Raw genomic sequence first — 18,949 nt, 5'->3', positions numbered from 1 at the left:
GGAGCGGTCGCTGGACGAGCTGGCCAGGGTCGCCCGCGAGGCCCTGGCCGAACTCGGCCTGCTCGGCATCCACGTGGCCGGGATCACGGTCGCCGTGCCCGGCCTCATCGACGGCGCCAACGGCATCGTGCACGTGGCCCCCAACCTCGGCTGGTACGGCGTGCCCGTGGCCGAACGCCTCTCCTGGGACGTGGCCCCCAACATCCCGGTGACCGTCGTCAACGACGCCAACCTGGCCGCCCTCGCCGAGTTCACCAGCGGGGTCGCGGCCGGCACCACCGACCTGGTCTACCTCACCGGCGAGGTCGGCGTCGGCGGCGGCATAATCGCGGGCGGCCGGCTGCTCGGCGGCGCGGACGGCTTCGCCGGCGAGGTCGGCCACGTCATGGTCGACTCCGCGGGCGACAAGTGCGGCTGCGGCCGTACCGGCTGCTGGGAGACCAAGGTCGGGCTGGCCGCGCTGGTCCGCATGGTCACCCCCGACCACGCCTACGGCGTGCCGGACGGGATCGTCCGCGATCCCGAGGAGCGGCTGGCCGAGATCGAGCGCCGCCAGGCCGAGGGCGACCCCCAGGTCGTCCAGGCGCTGGCGGAGGTCGGGCGCTGGCTCGGCCTGGGCTCGGCCACCCTGGTCCGCCTGTTCAACCCCCGGGTGATCGTCGTGGGCGGCTACTTCGCCCGCCTCGCCGAGCACCTGCTTCCCCGCGCGCAGGCGGAACTCACCCGGCTCGGCGTGACCGGGACCGTGGCGCACTGCACGTTCATCGCCTCGGACCTGGGCTTCGGCGCCGCGTCCCGGGGAGCGGCCGGAGTCGTGGTGGACCGGGTGCTGGCCGACCCGACCGCGATCGAGATCCTGCCGCCCGAGATGTCGACACTCAGCGGGGCCTGACCTGCCTGACCCCCACTGACTCCCGTCCGTCCGGCCGCCCGGTCCCGCCGCGACGCCGTTCACGCCGACCTCGGCGCCCCGGCGAGGGTGCCACCCGGTCCGGCCAGACGGACGGGGTTTTTCCGAAAACTGACTGGCGGGATTCGCGGCGTCTGATCCGGTCAAGCCGTGTATGACGGGTTTTATGCGGGTGGACGGCTCGCGGGGCGATGTACAAGGGTGGTCAGGTCCGGCAAGCCCCCACTCCCGGAGTGAACGCATGCGAGTCCTGATCCAGCTCCGCCCCTCCCCCGACCTCGTCGCCGCCGTGGCCGATCCGACCATGACCGCCACCACCTCCGACGTGTCCGACGGCCTGCCCGGCGTCGTGCTGGACCAGTCCTACATCCCGGTGGCGGTGCCGCGCCCCATGCCCGCCTCGCCGACCGGCGATCCGCTGTCGCTGAACCAGCCCCTCATCTACTCGATGGCCCCGGACGAGGCCTCGGTGGTGCTGCGCGGCGAGGTGTCCGACGACGAGGTGTCCACCCGGATGTCGCTGCTGCCCGGCCGCCGCGACGTGGTGGCCGTGTACGCGGATCCGGTGATCGAGACCTCGCTCACCTGCGGCGGAACCCCGCCCGTCGGGGACTGGCACGACGTGGAGCGGCTGCTGCGGGTGGCCGAGTTGCGGGCCGAGGGGCTGGACGGGTCCGGGGTCACCCTGGCCGTCACCGACACCGGCATCAACGCCGCGCACGTGGCCCGCCGGCTCGGCCGGGGCCTGACCGTCGACCAGGAGCGCAGCTGGACACCGCCGGGCGTGCCCGGCGGCGCGGGCGAGTTCGCCGTCGACCACGGCTCCATGTGCGCCTTCGACGCGCTGATCTCCGCGCCGCAGGCGTCGCTGATCGACATCCCGGTGCTGCTGTCGCGGCGGCCGGGAGGTTCCGCGCTGGACGGGCTGCTGTCGGACGCGGTGGCGGCCTTCGCCCATCTGCGTGCCGTGCTGGACGCCCAGCCGGCCGCCACCCGGTCGCTGGTGGTGTCGAACAGCTGGGGTTCCTTCTCGCCGCGCTGGGACTTCGCGCCCGGACATCCCGGTAACTACTCCGACAATCCCGCGCATCCGTTCAATCTGATCGTGGGCAGCCTCGCCGAGGCGGGCGCCGACCTGCTCTTCGCCGCCGGGAACTGCGGCCGGGACTGCCCCGACGGCCGCTGCGCCTACCCGGACCGCTCGATCACGGGCGCGAACTCGCACGCGAAGGTCCTGTCCATCGGCGGCGTGGACGTCAACGGCGAGCGGGTCGGCTACTCCTCCCAGGGCCCCGGCCGGTTGACCCAGCGCAAACCAGACTTCTGCGCGTACACCCACTTCGCCGGTTCCCGCGCGTTCGGCGAGAACTCCCCGGACTCGGGCACCTCCGCGGCCTGCCCGGTCGCGGCCGGTCTGGTGGCCGCGATCCGCACCCAGTGGCCCGCCGCGCGCCTGTCCCCCGCCGCCCTGCGCACACTGCTGCGCCGCAGCGCCGATGATCGCGGCGAGCTCGGGTATGACTATGACTACGGCTACGGCATCGTGGATGCGGCCGGAATCATCGGAGCCCTGCGAAGCAGGGCTAACAGAGCGGCATGACCTCATGGTTCTCATCACCGTACGGCTCACGCGGGGCGCGACCATGGACCTCGCGCTCCGCAAGCTCAGCCTGACCAAGGAGGACGTCGACCTCGGCTACGGCCTGATCCCGCTGGACCCGGACAAGGGCACCTACGGCATGCGCGTCACGCCGGAGGCCGCCCGCAAGCTGGCCGACGACGGGCGCGACTTCGAGGGCCCCTGGTCCGACCCCCGGATCGAGCCGTTCGGCCCGCCGCGTTGACGATCTGGGTGGTCTCGGGCCCGCCGGGGTCGGGCAAGTCGACTGTCTGCGCGGCCCTGCTGGCTTCGCTGCGCCCGGTCCCTGCCCTCCTGGACAAGGACACCCTCTACGGCGGCTTCGTCGCCGCCACCCTGGCCGCGCACGGCCGCCCGCCCGGGGAACGCGAGGGCCCCTGGTATGACGAGCACGTCAAACACCATGAATACGACGGCCTGACCGCGACCGCGCGGGAGATCCGGGCGCACGGCTGCCCCGTCCTGCTCAGCGGGCCCTTCACCGGGCAGGTGCACGACCCGGAGCGCTGGCGGCGCTGGGTGGCGGAGCTCGGCGGGCCGCCGGTGCGGCTGTTCTGGGTGCGTTCGGACGCGGAGACTCTGCGGGAGCGCCTGATCGCCCGGGGCTCCCCGAGGGACACCGGCAAGCTCGCCGAGTTCGAGGCGTTTCTTGAGGCGATAAAAGTGGACGAGCCGCCCGCCGTGCCGTACCTGGAGATCGACAACCGGCGGGGGGCGCGCCCGCTGGACGAGCAGCTGGAGCTCAGCGTGAGTAGTGCTCGACGACCAGCTGCTCGTCGACCGGGACGACGATCTGCTCCCGGGTCGGGCGGCTGAGCAGGGTCACGGTCAGGTTCTTGTGGTCCACCGACAGATAGGGCGCGATCCGCTCGTCGGCGTAGACGCCTTCGGCGGCGGCCACGAATGGCTGGGTGGAGCGGGACTTCACCCGCACGCCGATCACCTGGCCGGGCTGGACCAGGTAGCTGGGGATGTCCACCTTGCGGCCGTCCACGGTGATGTGGCCGTGGTTGACGTACTGCCGGGCCGCGTAGATCGACGGCGCGAGGCCCGCCCGCAGCACCACCGACGCCAGCCGGGTCTCCAGGATCGACACCAGTTCCTCGCCGGACCGGCCGGGGCGGCGCACGGCCAGATCCCAGTATCGCCGCAGCTGCCGCTCGGACACGTCGTAGTACCACCGCAGCTTCTGCTTCTCCAGCAGCCGCACGCCGTAGTCGCCCACGCTCCGCCGGTTGGTCTTGCGCCCGTGCTCACCGGGCGGGTACGGCCGCTGCTCGAAGTACTTCACCGCCTTCCGTGTCAGCGGGACCCCCGCCCGCCGGGACAGCCGCACCTTCGGACCCGTGTAGCGCACGCTCGCTCCTTGTGGTTAGGTAACCCTTACTTAGGTAAGACTAACCTTAGCGCATCGTCGACCTCAAGGAGCGTCATGCAGCACCCGGTCACGGCTCCCCCCATCCCCGAACGGGTCCGTACCCTCGCCGTCGGAGCCGCCCCCACCCATGTCTCCGTGGCGGGCTCGGCCCTGCCGGCCACCGCCGTCCGCGGCGGCGTCGACGCGGAGGGCCGCCCGATCCTCCTGGTCAAGCCGGACGAACTCCTGTACGGGGTGACCGACGAGATCGTCGTCACCGTCGACCTGGTGGCCACCCGGGCCATCGAGTCGGTGGACCGCGCCCGCGGCATGCTCAAGGTCCGGGGCTGGATCCAGCCCGTGCCCGCCGACGAGATCCGCGACGCCGCGATCTCCATCGCCGAACGCTGCCCCGACGAGGACCTGTTCGCCGCCGTCGAATCCCGGGGCCCGCGCCTGCTCCGCGTGGACGTCGCCCAGGTGGTCTACCTGACCGGCCAGGAATCCGGCGTCCTGGACGCCGAGGACTACCTGGCCGCCACCCCCGACCCCTTCCTCGACGCGGCGGAACGCATGCTCCACCACGTCAACTCGGCCCACCGCGCCCAGCTGGTCGAGGCGGTCGCCGTCCTGCTCGGCGCCCCCGCCCCCAACGCCTGGCTCTGGGAGCTGGACCGCTTCGGCGCGACCGTACGCACGGCGCCCGACAACCTGATCCGGCTCCCCTGGCCGGCCCCCGTCACCTCGCCCACGGCGTTAGAGCAGGCGCTGGCCTGTCTCCTGTGCCGGCACTAACGGGCCATCTGCTTCCAGACGCGCCCGAAGAAGACGAGGTAGCCGCCGCTGCGCGGAGACGCGGGCAGCGAGCCGACGCCAAGCATCGCGTAACGACCTTCGGCGCTGCGGGCGCAGAGCTGATCGCCGGCCCGCAGGGCGCTGAAGTCGATTCTGGTCGTCCAGGCGGTGACACGGGCGCAGCGGGCGGGAGTGGCCTCGGGCGAGGATTCGATCTTGGCGAGGGCCGCCGACTTGACGGTGTAGAGGTGGCCGGGCTCCATCCACAGGTCGCCGTTCGGGGCGCTGTCCGGGTTGTCCAGTTCCTGCCGCCAGTAGTCGATCTCCACGGACGCGAAGCCGGGTTCGGTGGCGTGCAACCTCACGGTCCGCTGCTCGTTGACGTCCCCGGCCGGTGGAGCGACGGTCCCGGTCTCGGCTGGTGTCTCGTTCGTCGCCGTGGAGGAGCTTGCGCCTGGCTCCGCGTCCTCGTCCGAGATGATCGGCAGGTGGGTGGGCGAGATGACCGGCAGCCGCTCCGGCAGCACCACGGTCACCGACACCACCGTGACGGACACCACGGCGAAGACGATCACCCCGGCGCCTGACCACCGCCGCCGGGACCGATCAGGTCTCCGGCGCAGGCTCGCGGCCAGCACCGTGCGTCCCGCCGCCTCCTCCTGGAGCGCTCCAGGCAACCACCCGGGCCCGGCAGGCACGCCCTTGAGCAGGGTCTGGCAGATCCCCGCCAGCTCGACGGCCGTGGGCCGCAGCCCGGGGTCCTTCTCCAGGCAGCGGCCGATCAGGTCCCGCAGCCCGGGGTCGGTGACCTCCGACAGGTCCGGCGGCTGTTCGAGCACCCGCCGAAGCACCGCCTGCTCGTCCGGGCCCTCACCGAACGGCGGCCGGCCGGTCAGCGCGTACACCAGGACCGCCCCGAACGCGAACACGTCAGCCGCGGGACCGCCGCGCCGATCGTCCTCGATCTCCTCCGGGGCCATGAACGCGGGCGTCCCCACCCGCTGGCCCGCCACCGTCAGCTGAGTGCCGTCCAGCGCCCGGGCGATCCCGAAATCGATCACCCTCGGCCCTTCCGCGGTGAGCAGCACGTTCGCCGGTTTCAGGTCCCGGTGCACGATCCCGGCCGCGTGCACCGCCACCAGCGCCTCCGCCAGCCCCGCCGCGATCCGCGCCACCACCGGCGCAGGCAACCCGCCCCCGGCCACCGCCTCCCGCAGCGACGGCCCCGGCACATACCCGGCCGCCAGCCACGGCGGCCCAGCGGCGGGATCCGGATCCGCGGCCACGAACGGCGCGATGTAGGGGCTCCGCACCGCCGAGATCGCGCGCACCTCGTGCGCGAACCGCCGCCGGAACACCGGATCGTCGGCCAGCTCTGGCCGGATCAGCTTGACCGCCACGACCTCCCCGTCGCCGCGCTCCGCCAGATAGACCCGCCCCATCGCGCCGGCCCCCAGCCGCCCGAACAGCCGGAACCCGCCGACCTCCGGGGGCGCCTGCTCATCCAGGGGCCGGACCGCCGGCGGCTCCGCGCCGTCCCGCCCGGCCAGCACCGCGGCGCGGGTCTCCCGCCACCGCCGCTCCATCGCGCTGACGGCCGAGGCGTCGCCCCCGCAGCCCCGTACATACGCCACGACCATGTCGAGCGTGGGCAGCGAATAGCCCCGATCAGCCTCGGAGAGCCGCGAATACGACACATTCCCGGCTTTCCCCATCTGCCGGTACGACGGCCGCCCCGCCTGGTCCCGAAGCCGCCGCAACTCGGCGGCGAACGCCGCGACCGGCCCGTCCCCGGGGTCGACCGCCTTCTTCTCACGCGCCAACCCAGCCTCCCAAGAACCGGGCTCGCAGCCTATCCGGCACGCTCCGCCCGCACGGCCCGTTTCCCCTGTTCGGACTCTGTTCGCCCCTTGTTCGTCCCCTCCCGAACATCGGCCCCCGGCCCCGAACCTGAGCTCACAAGCACCTGACCAGGAGGAGAAACGATGCCCACGCTCCACCGAGCACTCGCCGCGACGACGGCGGGACTGGCCCTCGCGATCGCCGCGCTCACCGCCCAGCCGTCCCCCGCCGCGGCGGCCGGACCCTGCCCGGACGGGAAGGTCTGGCGGCAGGCGCGCGCCGCCGGGGACCACACCTGCGTCGTCCCGTCCGCCGTCGGACGCCGGATGACTCCGCTCGACCCGGCCAGGCACGGCTTCAAGTTCGACAACCAGTTCCAGACCCAGGTGATCGCCGAGGTGCGCTTCGGCGGCCTCTGCGGCGGCTGGTCGTACGCGGCCCTCGACCACTTCTACAACAACCGGCCGATCCCCACCCAGGACACCCTGCCCGCCAGCGGCTCCGCCCTGCACCGCTACATCTTCGACCGCCAGGTCGAGTCCATCGCCGCCACCCTGGACAAGTGGACCGAGCTCACCGTCAACCCCTTCGGCTGGCGTACGGCCGAGTTCTTCAACTGGGGACTCCAGGGCTTCACCGGCGGACGCCTCCAGGAGCTCAGGGAGAGCATCGACGCGGGCCGCCCGGTCCCGCTCGGCCTGTTCAAGCCGACCGGCAACCTGCTCGGCCCGCACCATCAGGCCATCGCCATCGGCTACGACCTGGGCGGCTACGCCGGCGACTTCGGCCCGCGCCAGACCGACCTGAAGATCTACGTGCTGGACCCGAACTTCCCCGGCAAGATCAGCACCCTGGTCCCGAACCCGGCCACGCTCACCTACTCCTACCTCGAACACCCCGAGAAGGTCTGGCGCACCTACTTCGTCGACACCCGCTACCGCCCGCGCAACCCCCCGGCCTTCCCGAACCCCCCGGCCGCCCCCGCCCCCACCACGGTCAACGAGCTCATCCTCGACCTCGCCACCGGCGCCGACGACCTGCGCGGCGGCACCGACAACGTCAACGCCACCATCCACATCGGCGGCCAGCCCCCCGTCTCGGTCCCGAACCTCAACCGCGGCGCCCGCTGGATCGGCTGGCACACCCAGACCGTCCGCATCCCGCTCCCCCGCCCCGCCCTGGCCACCCAGCTCTCCGGCCTCGTCCTCAGCACCACCTTCGGCGGCGGCCTCGGCGGCGACAACTGGAACCTCGACCTGCTCCGCGTCCGCTCCCCCCAAGGCAGGATCTTCTTCGAACGGAGCGGCAGCCCCCTGGTCCGCTTCACCGGCGACAACCGCCCCTTCACCGCCCCGCTCCGCTAGCCCACCAGAAGGCGGCGGCCACCCGGCCGCCGCCTTCTCCTTTTGACGGTCAGGGCAGGTCGTCGCGCAGCTTCCGATACGACTCGGCGGGGAAGTAGCGGTTCCGCTCCCGCTCGTTCAGGTTGCGCGGCAGGTGGCGCATGGCCAGCTCTACCAGGGCGCCGGGGGTGATGGGCCAGAGCCGGGCGGTGTTGTCCCGGCTGCCGGACACCAGGCGATCGCCGTCCGGGCTGAAGCTGAGGCTCCACACGATCTCCTCGTGCTCGATCCTGCGCACCTCGCGTCCGTCGCGGAGCCGCCAGATCCGGGCCTGGGCGTCCGCGCACGCGGTCGCCAGCGTCGTGCCGTCCGGGCTGAACTCGACCGCCCAGACGGTGTCGCCGTGCCGGAACCTGGCCACCTCCCGGTCGCCCTCCTTGGCGACCGTCCAGATCCTGGCCCGCTGGCCCGGCTCGCGGTGGCCAGGTGCTGGCCGTCCCGGCTGAACGCGACCACGCCCACCCAGTCGTCGTGGGCCAGCCGCGCGACCAGCTCGGCTGTGGCCACGTCCCAGACCTGGGCCGTGGCGTCGGCGCTCGCGGTGGCCAGCAGCGTGCCCGCGGGGTTGAAGGCGAGTTCGCGCACCACGTCGCCGTGGACCAGCCGGGCCAGCTCCGTGGCGGTCCCGGCGTCCCACAGCCGGGCCGTGCGGTCGCCGCCCGCGGTCGCGACCAGCGCGCCGGCCGGGCTGAACGCGATCGACGACACCGCCAGCGGGTGCGGCAGGCTCAGCCGCGGCTCCCCGCTCGCCGCGTCCCAGATCTGTACGGTTCCATCGAATCCCACCGCCGCGAGGCTGCCGCCGTCCTGGCTGTAGATCACCTGGCGGACCGCGTCCGGCAGGCTCAGCCGGTGTTCCGGCTTGGTGGTGGCCAGCGCGAGCCGGACCGCGGCGTCGCCCTGCAGCAGCGGCATGCTGAGCAGCGACCGGATGCCCAGCTCCAGCGCCACCACCGGGGCCTCGGTGGCCGACAGCCTGGCCAGGTCGGACAGCGCGGCCAGCCGCATCGCGTCGTGCTGCGCCTGGAGCCGGTCCTGCCGCCGCTGCTCGGCGCGGGTCACCTCCATGCTCTCGACGATGTAGTCCGCCAGCGGGATCGCGTGGCGGGAATGCTCCTCGACCAGCCGGAACGCGTTCTCCAGCAGCGGGCCGGGCAGCAGCATCATCGGGTCGCGGTTGTTGCGCTCCCATTCGTTCTTGTAGTTCTGCACGGTGGTGACCAGGGCGAGCACCTCACTGTCCCGGCTCAGCCACAGCTGCAGGCGCTCCCAGCCGCGCAGCAGCGCCTCGTGCGCCACCTCGATGGTGTCGGGGCCGAACACGACGAGCCGGTGGTCGCCCAGCGTCCTGGCCAGTTCCAGGTCCTCGGGGGCGAACTGATCGATCTTGACGGGCTGGGCGTAGTCCACCGTGCCCGGGGTCACCAGCCGGGTGAAGATGCGCTGCGCCGCCGCCTGCTCGCGCTCGGAGAGGGCGTCGATGACGTCGTCGGCGTACCGGGACAGCGCCGCCATCCCGCCCATCCGGGTGTAGGCGTCGCACCACCGACCACGCCCAGGGCGGTCTCGCCGAAGCGCTGACACCCGCCTACCTGCGCCACTATCGCGAGATCGTCAAGCACAGCCGGCGGTGGGGCGCGGACAAGATCCGCGTGGCGGAGGTCGCGGCCACGCTGCCGACCTCGTTCGTGCTGGTCAAGCACGAGGACGGCGGATCGATCATCTGGCAGATCCACCGGCACGCGCCGCAGCTGCGGGATCAGGACGCGGTGCGCATCATGGGGATCTTCATCATCACCGACCCCGAAGGGCTGTTCGGCCGGCACTTCATGTCGTGGTTCCACGCCATCGACAACGAGCAGCTGCGGACGCTGACGGAGTCGGACCTGCAACCCGCCGTCGCCCCCGCGCCGGAATAGTGCCTCGGAAGGAGACGCGATGGACACCAACGAGGAGCTGATCAGGAGGCTCTTCACCGCGATCGACACCAGCGACTGGTCCGCGCTCCGGAGTCTGGTCACCGCCGACGTCGTCTACGACCGCCCCGGTTTCGCCACCATCGACGGCGTGGACGACCTGTGCGACTTCTACCTGAAGAGACGCCCGATCGCGAGCGGCGTACACGACCTGCAGTCCCTGATGGGCGACCATCACCAGGGCTTCTGCTGGGGACGCTTCCACGGCCTGTCCCGCCAGGGCGCCCCGCTGGAGGAGCTGTTCGCCGACTGGTTCGAGTTCAAGGACGGCCGGGTGCACCGCCGCCGCACGTTCTTCTACCGTTCCGCCATCTAAATGGCCTCGGGGGCGAGGATCTGGTCGATCACCATGAGGGCGGAGCCGGTCAGGCCGGCGGCGGGGCCCAGGCGGGTGCGTTCGATGCGGAGGGTGCGGGTGGCCAGCTGGGTGGAGCGGCGGTAGACGATCTCGCGGACGCCGGAGACGAGGGGCTGGAACATCTCGGCCACGTCGCCGCCGAGGACGACGACGGCGGGGTTGAGCAGGTTGACGGCGCCCGAGATCACTTCGCCGAGCCAGCGGCCGGCCTGGCGGACCACCGCCATGGTCTCCGCGTCGCCGGCCCGGACCAGGGCGGTGACGTCGGCGAGGGAGTGCACGTCGCGGCCTTTGGCGCGCAGGTGGCGGAGGATGGCGGTGCCGCTGGCGACCGAGTCGAGGCAGTCGGTGTTGCCGCAGCGGCAGAGCACGCCGCCGCCGTCGCGGACGGGGATGTGGCCGATCTCGCCGGCCGCGCCGAGGGCGCCGCGCAGGATCGCGCCGTTGGAGATGACGCCGGCGCCGACGCGGGTGGAGACCTTGACGAACAGCAGGTCGCCGAGTTCGGCGGCGTAGGCGACGCGGTGCTCGCCCATCGCGATCGCGTTGACGTCGTTGTCGACCAGGACGGGCACCGGGTAGCGGGCGGCGATCAGCGGCGGGATCTCGACGCCGGTCCAGCCCGCCATCACCCGGGCAGACTCGGTGCGGCCCGCCGCGAACTCGACGGTGGCCGGGACGCCGAGCCCGACGCCGACGACCGGGGCGCGCCCGTTGAGCAGCTTCTCCCAGGTGTCCATGACGAGCGGGAGCACCACATCGGGGCCCTCCTCGACGTCGATGACCACCTCGGTGCGGTCCAGGATCGCGCCGGACAGGTCACAGACCGCGATCTGGGTACGGCTGGCGCCCAGCGAGGCCACCGGCACCACCCCCCCGGCCGCGTTGAACCGCAGCCGGACCGGCGGACGGCCCCCGGTGGAGGGCCCTTCTGCGTCCTCGACGACGAGGCCGCGCTGGAGCAGTTCGGTCACCCGGTGCACGACGGCGGGGCGGGACAGGCCGGTCACCCGGCCGAGGTCGGCCCGGGTCGCCGCCTCCCCGCTCCGGATCAGCTGAAGGACCTCGCCGGTCGTGGCTAGACGTGACATCAAGCAGAAGCTAAGCACACGTACGAACCAAACCTCAAGGACTTATGCATTCGTACTTACAAAATTCGGCTTGAAAGAACACATAACTTCGCGCTACTGTCCCTGATGTCCCATCAATCAGGAGCGCCCGATGCACCCGATCGTCCACGAGGTCACTGAGCGGATCAGGGACCGCAGCCGCGCCGGCCGCGCCGCCTACCTGGCCCAGGTGGACCAGGCCGCGGCCGAACTCCGGAGCGCCGGTTCGGCCCGGGGGCGGCTGGCCTGCGCCAACCTCGCGCACGGCTTCGCCGCGGCGGGCCCCGACAAGCCCGCGTTGCGCGCCGCCGTCCCGCGGCAGAGCGGGCCGCTCGTGCGGCCGGGCGTGGCCATCGTGACCTCCTACAACGACATGCTGTCGGCGCACCAGCCTTACGAGACCTATCCGCAGGAGCTGAAGCGGGCCGTCCGCGCGGCGGGCGGGGTGGCGCAGGTGGCGGGCGGGGTGCCGGCCATGTGCGACGGGGTCACCCAGGGCCGGGCGGGGATGGAGCTGTCGCTGTACAGCCGGGACCTGATCGCGATGTCCACGGCGGTGGCGCTGTCGCACGACATGTTCGACGCGGCCCTGCTGCTCGGCGTCTGCGACAAGATCGTGCCGGGGCTGCTCATCGGGGCGCTGCGGTTCGGGCACCTGCCGGCGATGTTCGTCCCGGCCGGGCCGATGACCTCGGGGCTGCCCAACAAGGTCAAGGCGCGGGCCCGGCAGCGGTTCGCCGAGGGAAAGATCTCCAGGGACGAGATGCTGGACGCGGAGGCGGAGTCCTACCACTCCCCCGGCACCTGCACCTTCTACGGCACGGCCAACTCCAACCAGCTGCTGGTCGAGGTGATGGGCCTGCACCTGCCGGGCGCGACCTTCGTCAACCCGCGCACCGAGCTGCGGCAGGCGCTGACCGAGGCGGCCGGGCGGCGGATCGTCGAGATCACCGGGCCCGGCGGCGAGCACACGCCGGTCGGCCGGGTGGTGGACGAGAAGGCGATCGCGAACGCGGTGGTGGCGCTGCTGGCCTCCGGCGGCTCGACCAACCACACCATGCACCTGGTCGCCATCGCGGCCGCCGCCGGGATCACCCTGACCTGGGATGACATGGCCGACCTGTCGAAGGTGGTGCCGTCGCTGGCCCGGATGTACCCGAACGGCCAGGCGGACGTGAACCACTTCCAGGCGGCCGGCGGCATGCCGGTGTTCATCGGGTCGCTGCTGGACGCGGGCCTGCTGTGGCCCGACGTGCTGACCGTGGCGGGCCGGGGCCTGGACGCCTACCGCGCCGAGCCCGCCCTCAAGGAGGGCAAGCTCACCTGGACCGAGCGGACCGCCGGCAGCGGCGACCTGGACGTGCTCCGCCCGGCGAGTGAACCTTTCTCCCCCGACGGGGGCATTCACATGATCTCCGGCAATCTGGGACGCGCCGTGAGCAAGGTGTCGGCCGTCAAGCCGGAGCACCTGATCATCGAGGCCCCGGCGAAGGTCTTCGACGACCAGCGCGACCTGCTGGCCGCGTTCGAGCGCGGCGAGCTGGACGGGCAGGACTTCGTGGCCGTGGTCCGGTACCAGGGGCCGAGCGCCAACGGCATGCCCGAACTTCACAAGCTCACGCCGCCGCTCGCGGTGCTGCTGGACCGGGGGCAGCGGGTGGCGATCGTCACCGACGGCCGGATGTCCGGCGCGTCGGGCAAGGTGCCGGCCGCGATCCACCTCTCCCCCGAGGCTGCGGACGGTGGCGCTCTCGCGCTGCTGCGTGACGGTGATCCCATCCGTCTCGACTCGGTCACCGGCACGCTCGACGTACTGACCGACCTGTCGGGACGCGTCCCGGCCGGTTCTGCCCCCTCTCCTGACAAATGGGTGGGAACCGGGCGCGAGCTTTTTGCCGCCTTCCGTCGTACGGTTGGACCCGCGGAACGCGGTGCCAGCATCTTCGGAGGGTTCTAAGTGAGCTACCCCTGGCTCGTCGCCGACATCGGCGGCACCAACGCACGTTTCGGAATCGTCACCCAGTCCGGCGCACAGCCGGAATCGGTGGCCGTCCTGAACGTCGCCGAGCGACAAGGCCTAGCCGATGCCGTAGCCGCCTATCTCGCAGACCATGCGGGCGGAGTTCGGCCGGGGGCCGCGTGCCTGGCGATCGCCGGACCGGTGAAAGGAGACACCTATCGCCTCACCAACGCGGGCTGGAGCGGTTCGGTAAGGGAACTGAGCATCCCGCACGTCGAACTGCTGAACGACTTCGAGGCCCTCGCGGTCTCGTTACCCCATCTGGCCGGCGACGATCTCACCCCCCTCGGCGGGCCCGCCCCGACGGCGGGCATGGTGAAGGCCGTGCTCGGCCCGGGGACGGGACTCGGCGTGGCCGGACTGGTCCCGGCGGGTTCCGGCTGGGTGCCGGTGCCGGGCGAGGGCGGGCACGTGTCCATCCCGTGCGTCACCGACCTGGAGTTCGAGATCGTCCGGGCGCTGCGCGCGGACGGCCTGCCGTACGTGGACGCGGAGCATCTGCTGTCGGGGTCGGGGCTGCCCCGGCTGTACCGTGGGCTCTCGCTGGTGCGGGGGACCGGCGCGAAGCGCAAGACCGCGTCGGAGATCGTGGCGTCCGAGGACGCGCTGTCGGCGGAGACGGTCGAGGTGTTCCTGGCCCTGCTGGGCGGGTTCGCCGGGAACGTGGCGCTGACGCTGGGCGCGCGAGGCGGGGTCTACCTGGGCGGCGGGGTGCTGCCCAGGATCGTGGCCAGGGTCAGGGACAGCGAGTTCCGGGCCCGGTTCGAGCAGACCAGCCCGGCGCTGATCGACTATCTGAGCCCGATCGCGACCTCGCTGATCGTGGCCGAGCAGCCCGCGCTGACCGGCGCGACCGCGTGGCTGGCGCAGCGGGCCGGAAGTGTGGAGCTGGTGTGAGCATTCTCGACCTCGCCCCCGTCATCCCCGTCGTCGTGATCGAGGACGCGGCGACCGCGGTGCCGCTGGCCCGCGCGCTGGTGGCGGGCGGGCTCCCGGTGATCGAGGTCACCCTGCGGACCCCGGCGGCGCTGGAGTCGATCAGGCGGATCGCGGCCGAGGTGCCGGACGCGGTGATCGGCGCGGGCACCGTCCTGGCCGCCGCCGACGTCTCGGCGGCCGTGGCGGCGGGTTCCCGGTTCCTGGTCTCGCCAGGGTGGACGCCCGCGCTGATCGACGCGATGGACGGGAGCGGCGTGCCGTTCCTGCCGGGCGTCGCGACCGCGTCGGAGGTGCTCGGCCTGTACGAGCGGGGCCTGCGCGAGATGAAGTTCTTCCCGGCCGAGGCGGCGGGCGGGGTGCCGTACCTGAAGGCGCTGTCCGGGCCTCTCCCCGGGGTGCGGTTCTGTCCCACCGGGGGCATCAAGGTGGGGACCGCGCGCGACTATCTCGACCTCCCTAACGTAGGATGCGTCGGCGGCACCTGGCTGACCCCGGCCGACGCGCTCGTGACCGGCGATTACGCCAGGATCGAGAAGCTCGCGGGGGAAGCGGCCGCACTACGACTCCGATAGATCCCATCCGACTCCGATAGCCCCACCAGACCTCGTCGGCCCACGCCATCCTCCCTCGGCTGGGCCGACGGCCATGCTCGTGTCCGAAACCCGGAAACACGATCATGGGTATCGGGCCCGTGACTCCCGACCGGGAAAGTCACGGGCCCTCTTACGAAAATTCCCGGCACATTCCCGACACTTCGCATAAAGCCTCGCAACTCTCAATAATTGCCATTCAGGGCCGCGTGATGGAGCGCGTTCGGCTTTCATTGACATCGAAGCCATCGTCGAGCGAGGCGGGAATGTCAGTAGAGAATCGCAGGAAGCGCCGTAGCCGCCCGATTTCCCTCATGGCCCCGAAGCCGGTGCGGAAGGCGTCCCGCAAACAGAAGGTCGTTCTGTTGGCCTGCGGTTCGGTGCTGCTCGCGCTGCTGGCCGGGATGTCCGCGTTCCTGATGCTCGCCGAGGCGAACCCGGAGGCGCCGGCCCGCGAGCTGTTCCAGGACCAGCGCAAGATCGTCTATACCGGGAACGGCACGATCTTCGCGGTCGACCGGGACGGCACCCTCCGCCGTTTTCAGCACACCGGTTTTGAAAAGGGGGAAAAGCGATGGGGCAGCCCGCCGGGCCGCGCGGCGGGCGAAGGCTGGCAGCGTTTTGTCTGGCTTATCGCCGGAAATCCGGGCACGCTCTACGCCGTCGACTTTGAAGGGCGAATGTTCCTGTTCGACCATCTATCCGATGAAATGGATGCAGATGACGGCGTGCTCGTGAAGACCGGTATTCCCGCGTTCAAGAGCTTCACCGGGGCGTACGACGTCTTCTACGGCCTGCGCGAGGACGGCGGGATCTGCTGGTACCGGCACCTCGGCGCGGGGACCTGGGCCGCCAACGGCGACTGCACCCTGGTCAAGCGCGGCATGCGCGGCTACGACCGGCTGGTCGCCACCGGGCAGGGCGTGCTCTTCGCCATCGACGCCAAGGGCGAGCTGCACTGGTTCCGCCACCTCAACAGCGCGCTCGGCGGCTCCAACTGGGAGGGCGACGGGTACGGCGTCAACAGCCAGGGCTGGGCCGCCGACCTGGCGGTCACCTCCCTGGACGGCATCGTGTACGCGGTCGACTCCCGCTACGCGCTCAAGTGGTTCCGCTACGACCTGCCGCAGGTGTACAAGAAGGGCCTGACCGGCTGGCACAACGGCGGCGGCTTCTTGCTCCCGGCGGCCGGGCTCAGCGGTTGACCAGCGGCCCCGAGCCGGTCGAGCCGCGGACCACCAGCTCCGGCTGGAAGATCAGCTCCTGGTTCTTGGCCGGGGTGCCGGAGATCACCTCCAGCAGCGTCTCGACCGCGGCCGAGGCCATCGAGCCGATCGGCTTGCGCACGGTGGTCAGCGGCGGGTCGGTGAACGGGATCAGCGGCGAGTCGTCGAAGCCGACCACCGAGACGTCGCCGGGCACCGACCGGCCGCGCTCCCTGGCCGCCCGGATCGCGCCCAGCGCCATCAGGTCGCTGGCGCAGAACAGCCCGGTGCAGCCGCGGTCGATCAGCGCGCCGGCGGCGGCCTGCCCGCCCTCCACGGTGAACAGCGAGTGCTGGATCAGCTCGCTGGTGTCGCTGACGCCGAGCAGCTGCCCCATCGCCTGCTTGAAGCCCTCGATCTTCCTGATCACCGGCACGAACCTGCGCTGGCCGAGGGCCAGGCCGATCCGCTCGTGACCCAGGTCGACCAGGTGCTGCACGGCCAGCCGGGTGGCCAGCCGGTCGTCCGGCGAGATGAACGGCGCCTGGATGTTCTCGTTGTAGCCGTCCACCAGGACGATCGGCAGGCCGCGGTCGGTCAGCCGGGTGTAACGGTCCATCCGGGCCGTGATGTCGGCGTGCAGCCCGGAGACGAAGATGATGCCGCTGACGCCGCGGTCGATGAGCATCTCGGTGAACTCGTCCTCGGGCGCGCCGCCGGGCAGCTGGGTGCACAGGATCGGCGTGTACCCGTGCTGGGTGAGCGCCCGCTCGATGGCCTGCGCGAAGGCCGGGAAGATCGGGTTGTCGAGTTCGGGGGTGACCAGGCCGATCAGGCCGTTGCTGCGCTGCCGGAGCCGCTGCGGGCGCTCGTAGCCCATCAGGTCGAGCGCGCCGAGCACCGCCTGGCGGGTGGCGGCCGAGACGCCCGCCTTGCCGTTGAGCACACGGCTCACCGTGGCTTCGCTGACGCCTGCCTGGGCCGCGATGTCGGAGAGCCGCGCATTGTTCATGACCGTTACTTTAGACATCCTCGATGGCCCACCAGGTGGCCGAATCGGGAGCGAGTCGGACAACCTTGCCGGAAATTGATGGGTTCGCGCTCGCGACCAGCAGCTCACCCGGACGATCCACCTCAATCCAGGCATCCGTCAGGTTGGTCAGGCAGCGGAATGTGGCGCTCCGGTCGAAGGCGAGGACGCCGTCCGGGGCCGGTCGCCAGGTGAGCGTGCCGTCGCCGAGGGCCGGGTGGTTCTTCCTGATCGCGAGCGCGGTCGTGTAGAGGGTGAGGATCGAGTCCGGGTCTGCGAGCTGGGTCTCGGCGGCCAGATCGCGCCAGGCCGGCGGGACCGGGAGCCAGGTCCCGGTGATGCCGGGCGGGGAGAAACCGAACGGCGGCTCCTCGGTGGGGCTCCACGGGAGCGGGACGCGGCAGCCGTCCCGGCCGCTCTCGGCGTCGCGCAGCCGCTGCGGGTCCCGCAGCACCTCCTCGGGCAGGTCGAGCACCTCCGGCAGGCCGAGCTCCTCGCCCTGGTAGACGTAGCTGGAGCCGGGCAGCGCCAGCATCAGCAGGGCGGCGGCCTTGGCCCTGGCCAGGCCGGTGGCGCCGCCGCCGTAGCGGGTCACGTGGCGCTTGACGTCGTGGTTGGAGAGCACCCAGGTGGCGGGCGCGCCGACCAGCGCGGAGGTGTGCAGCGACTCCTCGATCACCGCCCGGAACCGCGCCGCGTCCCACGGGGTGGTCAGGAAGTGAAAGTTGAAGGCCTGGTGCAGCTCGTCGGGGCGGACGTAGTTGGCCAGCCGTTCCGGGGTGGGCGCCCACGCCTCGGCCACGCCGATCCGCTCGCCCGAGTAGGAGTCCAGGATGCGGCGCCAGGCGCGGTGGATCTCGTGCACGCCGTCCTGGTCGAAGTACGGCACGACCTGGGCGCCGATCATCCTGGCCTGGCCGGTGTGGCCCACGTCGGGGAGGCCCTCGGCCTTGACCATGCCGTGCGCGACGTCGATCCGGAAGCCGTCCACGCCGAGGTCCAGCCAGAATCGCAGCACGTCGGCGAATTCGGCGTGCACCTCGGGGTGGGCCCAGTTGAGGTCCGGCTGCTGCGGGGCGAACAGGTGCAGGTACCACTGCCCGTCCGGCAGCCGGGTCCAGGCCGGGCCGCCGAAGATCGACTCCCAGTCGTTCGGGGGCGCGTCCCCGTCCCTGAAGATGTACCGCTCCCGTTCCGGCGACCCTGGCCCGGCCTGTACGGCGGCCTCGAACCAGGCATGCCGGTCGGAGGTGTGATTGGGCACCACGTCCACGATGATCCGCAGCCCCAGCCCGTGCGCGTCCTCGATCAGCGCCCTGGCGTCCGCCAGCGACCCGAAAACGGGATCGACCCCCCGGTAGTCGGCCACGTCATAACCGAAGTCGGCCATCGGCGACGGATAGAACGGGGTCAGCCAGATCGCGTCGACCCCCAGGTCGGCCAGGTACCGCAGCCGGCTGCGGACCCCGAGCAGGTCGCCGACGCCGTCCCCGTCGCCGTCGGCGAAGCTCCGCACGTACACCTGGTAGATCACCGCGTCGCGCCACCAGCGGGTCGACGGCACCGGCGCGGCGGGCAGGACGTCAGGCGAGAGAGCGTTCATGTCAGGGTCCCCGAGTCGCGTGGTCATTTCACACACATGAAAGACCTTACAGAAATTTACCGCAAACCCTACCAAGGCGTCGATGCGAGACTGTGACCTTCAGACATCCCATGATTGGATGACATCTCGCATTTTCGGTAGTCCAGTAATGAATTGCGATATAGATCCGTAAA

General features: G+C 71.5%; 17 protein-coding genes and 2 pseudogenes. 12 read left to right on the top strand and 7 right to left on the bottom strand.

Annotated elements, in window-relative coordinates; translation table 11 throughout:
* The 4 genes from Acor_RS18205 to Acor_RS18190 form a co-directional block, all read left to right on the top strand.
* Positions 1 to 892 (top strand): ROK family protein (locus Acor_RS18205; protein WP_155337866.1); only part of this gene is annotated, 892 nt, incomplete at its 5' end.
* Positions 893 to 1,151: 259 nt separating this feature from the next.
* Positions 1,152 to 2,510, top strand: a complete 1,359-nt coding sequence (locus Acor_RS18200; protein WP_155337865.1) for a S8 family serine peptidase — start codon at positions 1,152 to 1,154, stop codon at positions 2,508 to 2,510.
* Between the two features lie 4 nt (positions 2,511 to 2,514).
* On the top strand, positions 2,515 to 2,754 hold the full coding sequence (locus Acor_RS18195) for a hypothetical protein (protein WP_155337864.1): 240 nt from the start codon (positions 2,515 to 2,517) through the stop codon (positions 2,752 to 2,754).
* Positions 2,751 to 3,365 carry a P-loop nucleotide/nucleoside kinase family protein gene (locus Acor_RS18190; protein WP_155337863.1) on the top strand — a complete coding sequence of 205 codons (615 nt, stop codon included), beginning with the start codon at positions 2,751 to 2,753 and terminating at the stop codon, positions 3,363 to 3,365. The genes Acor_RS18195 and Acor_RS18190 overlap by 4 nt, the downstream gene beginning before the upstream one ends.
* Here the strand turns inward: Acor_RS18190 and rpsD are convergent.
* Positions 3,292 to 3,906, bottom strand: a complete 615-nt coding sequence (rpsD, locus tag Acor_RS18185; RefSeq protein ID WP_155337862.1) for a 30S ribosomal protein S4 — start codon at positions 3,904 to 3,906, stop codon at positions 3,292 to 3,294. The genes Acor_RS18190 and rpsD overlap by 74 nt on opposite strands.
* Positions 3,907 to 3,981: 75 nt before the next feature.
* Between rpsD and Acor_RS18180 the strand changes: the two genes are divergently transcribed.
* Positions 3,982 to 4,701 carry a DUF2470 domain-containing protein gene (locus Acor_RS18180; RefSeq protein ID WP_155337861.1) on the top strand — a complete coding sequence of 240 codons (720 nt, stop codon included), beginning with the start codon at positions 3,982 to 3,984 and terminating at the stop codon, positions 4,699 to 4,701.
* On the opposite strand, the gene Acor_RS18175 is transcribed toward Acor_RS18180, so the two are convergent.
* A complete protein-coding gene (locus Acor_RS18175) occupies positions 4,698 to 6,524 on the bottom strand; it encodes a serine/threonine-protein kinase (RefSeq protein ID WP_170316984.1) in 1,827 nt (608 codons plus the stop codon). The genes Acor_RS18180 and Acor_RS18175 overlap by 4 nt on opposite strands.
* Positions 6,525 to 6,686: 162 nt before the next feature.
* On the opposite strand from Acor_RS18175, the gene Acor_RS42260 reads away from it, so the two are divergent.
* Positions 6,687 to 7,907: a hypothetical protein gene (locus tag Acor_RS42260; protein ID WP_170316983.1), complete on the top strand. Its 1,221-nt coding sequence runs from the start codon at positions 6,687 to 6,689 to the stop codon at positions 7,905 to 7,907.
* A gap of 217 nt (positions 7,908 to 8,124) precedes the next feature.
* On the opposite strand, the pseudogene Acor_RS46305 reads toward Acor_RS42260, so the two are convergent.
* Together Acor_RS46305 and Acor_RS44420 are read right to left on the bottom strand one after the other, a co-directional pair.
* A pseudogene (locus Acor_RS46305) lies at positions 8,125 to 8,307 on the bottom strand (WD40 repeat domain-containing protein); the annotation flags it as partial.
* A gap of 158 nt (positions 8,308 to 8,465) precedes the next feature.
* Positions 8,466 to 9,530, bottom strand: a pseudogene (locus Acor_RS44420) (WD40 repeat domain-containing protein); the annotation flags it as partial.
* A gap of 68 nt (positions 9,531 to 9,598) precedes the next feature.
* Between Acor_RS44420 and Acor_RS18155 the strand changes: the two are divergent.
* Positions 9,599 to 9,865 carry a hypothetical protein gene (locus Acor_RS18155; protein WP_155337857.1) on the top strand — a complete coding sequence of 89 codons (267 nt, stop codon included), beginning with the start codon at positions 9,599 to 9,601 and terminating at the stop codon, positions 9,863 to 9,865.
* A gap of 19 nt (positions 9,866 to 9,884) precedes the next feature.
* Positions 9,885 to 10,238 (top strand): nuclear transport factor 2 family protein, encoded by a 354-nt coding sequence (locus Acor_RS18150; protein WP_155337856.1) that lies wholly within the window; start codon positions 9,885 to 9,887, stop codon positions 10,236 to 10,238.
* Here the strand turns inward: Acor_RS18150 and Acor_RS18145 are convergent.
* Positions 10,235 to 11,371: an ROK family transcriptional regulator gene (locus Acor_RS18145; RefSeq protein WP_155337855.1), complete on the bottom strand. Its 1,137-nt coding sequence runs from the start codon at positions 11,369 to 11,371 to the stop codon at positions 10,235 to 10,237. The two genes, Acor_RS18150 and Acor_RS18145, sit on opposite strands and share 4 nt — an antisense overlap.
* 130 nt (positions 11,372 to 11,501) lie before the next feature.
* Between Acor_RS18145 and edd the strand changes: the two genes are divergently transcribed.
* The 4 genes from edd (at position 11,502) to Acor_RS18125 (ending at position 16,143) form a co-directional block, all read left to right on the top strand.
* Positions 11,502 to 13,346 carry a phosphogluconate dehydratase gene (edd, locus tag Acor_RS18140; RefSeq protein WP_155337854.1) on the top strand — a complete coding sequence of 615 codons (1,845 nt, stop codon included), beginning with the start codon at positions 11,502 to 11,504 and terminating at the stop codon, positions 13,344 to 13,346.
* Complete coding sequence (locus Acor_RS18135; RefSeq protein ID WP_155337853.1) at positions 13,347 to 14,306, top strand: glucokinase; 960 nt, start codon at positions 13,347 to 13,349, stop codon at positions 14,304 to 14,306.
* Positions 14,303 to 14,920, top strand: coding sequence for a bifunctional 4-hydroxy-2-oxoglutarate aldolase/2-dehydro-3-deoxy-phosphogluconate aldolase (gene eda, locus Acor_RS18130; protein ID WP_155337852.1), 618 nt, complete (start codon positions 14,303 to 14,305; stop codon positions 14,918 to 14,920). Before Acor_RS18135 ends, eda begins: the two co-directional genes overlap by 4 nt.
* Positions 14,921 to 15,252: 332 nt before the next feature.
* Positions 15,253 to 16,143 carry a tachylectin-related carbohydrate-binding protein gene (locus Acor_RS18125; RefSeq protein ID WP_170316982.1) on the top strand — a complete coding sequence of 297 codons (891 nt, stop codon included), beginning with the start codon at positions 15,253 to 15,255 and terminating at the stop codon, positions 16,141 to 16,143.
* Here the strand turns inward: Acor_RS18125 and Acor_RS18120 are convergent.
* A complete protein-coding gene (locus Acor_RS18120) occupies positions 16,133 to 17,155 on the bottom strand; it encodes a LacI family DNA-binding transcriptional regulator (RefSeq protein WP_155337850.1) in 1,023 nt (340 codons plus the stop codon). The two genes, Acor_RS18125 and Acor_RS18120, sit on opposite strands and share 11 nt — an antisense overlap.
* Before the next feature lie 10 nt (positions 17,156 to 17,165).
* Positions 17,166 to 18,776, bottom strand: coding sequence for a glycoside hydrolase family 13 protein (locus tag Acor_RS18115; RefSeq protein ID WP_155337849.1), 1,611 nt, complete (start codon positions 18,774 to 18,776; stop codon positions 17,166 to 17,168).
* Between the last annotated feature and the right edge of the window lie 173 nt (positions 18,777 to 18,949).

The organism is Acrocarpospora corrugata, from assembly GCF_009687845.1.
Lineage (GTDB): Bacteria > Actinomycetota > Actinomycetes > Streptosporangiales > Streptosporangiaceae > Acrocarpospora > Acrocarpospora corrugata.
This window is presented reverse-complemented; position numbering and strand designations above follow the sequence as displayed.

Bases quoted from the DNA above. Each gene is read 5' to 3' on its own strand.
- Acor_RS18200 (WP_155337865.1), top strand. From the start codon at position 1,152: ATGCGAGTCCTGATCCAGCTCCGCCCCTCCCCCGACCTCGTCGCCGCC.
- Acor_RS18195 (WP_155337864.1), top strand. From the start codon at position 2,515: ATGGTTCTCATCACCGTACGGCTCACGCGGGGCGCGACCATGGACCTC.
- Acor_RS18180 (WP_155337861.1), top strand. From the start codon at position 3,982: ATGCAGCACCCGGTCACGGCTCCCCCCATCCCCGAACGGGTCCGTACC.
- Acor_RS42260 (WP_170316983.1), top strand. From the start codon at position 6,687: ATGCCCACGCTCCACCGAGCACTCGCCGCGACGACGGCGGGACTGGCC.
- Acor_RS18150 (WP_155337856.1), top strand. From the start codon at position 9,885: ATGGACACCAACGAGGAGCTGATCAGGAGGCTCTTCACCGCGATCGAC.
- Acor_RS18145 (WP_155337855.1), bottom strand. From the start codon at position 11,371: ATGTCACGTCTAGCCACGACCGGCGAGGTCCTTCAGCTGATCCGGAGC.
- edd (WP_155337854.1), top strand. From the start codon at position 11,502: ATGCACCCGATCGTCCACGAGGTCACTGAGCGGATCAGGGACCGCAGC.
- Acor_RS18125 (WP_170316982.1), top strand. From the start codon at position 15,253: ATGGCCCCGAAGCCGGTGCGGAAGGCGTCCCGCAAACAGAAGGTCGTT.
- Acor_RS18120 (WP_155337850.1), bottom strand. From the start codon at position 17,155: ATGAACAATGCGCGGCTCTCCGACATCGCGGCCCAGGCAGGCGTCAGC.
- Acor_RS18115 (WP_155337849.1), bottom strand. From the start codon at position 18,776: ATGAACGCTCTCTCGCCTGACGTCCTGCCCGCCGCGCCGGTGCCGTCG.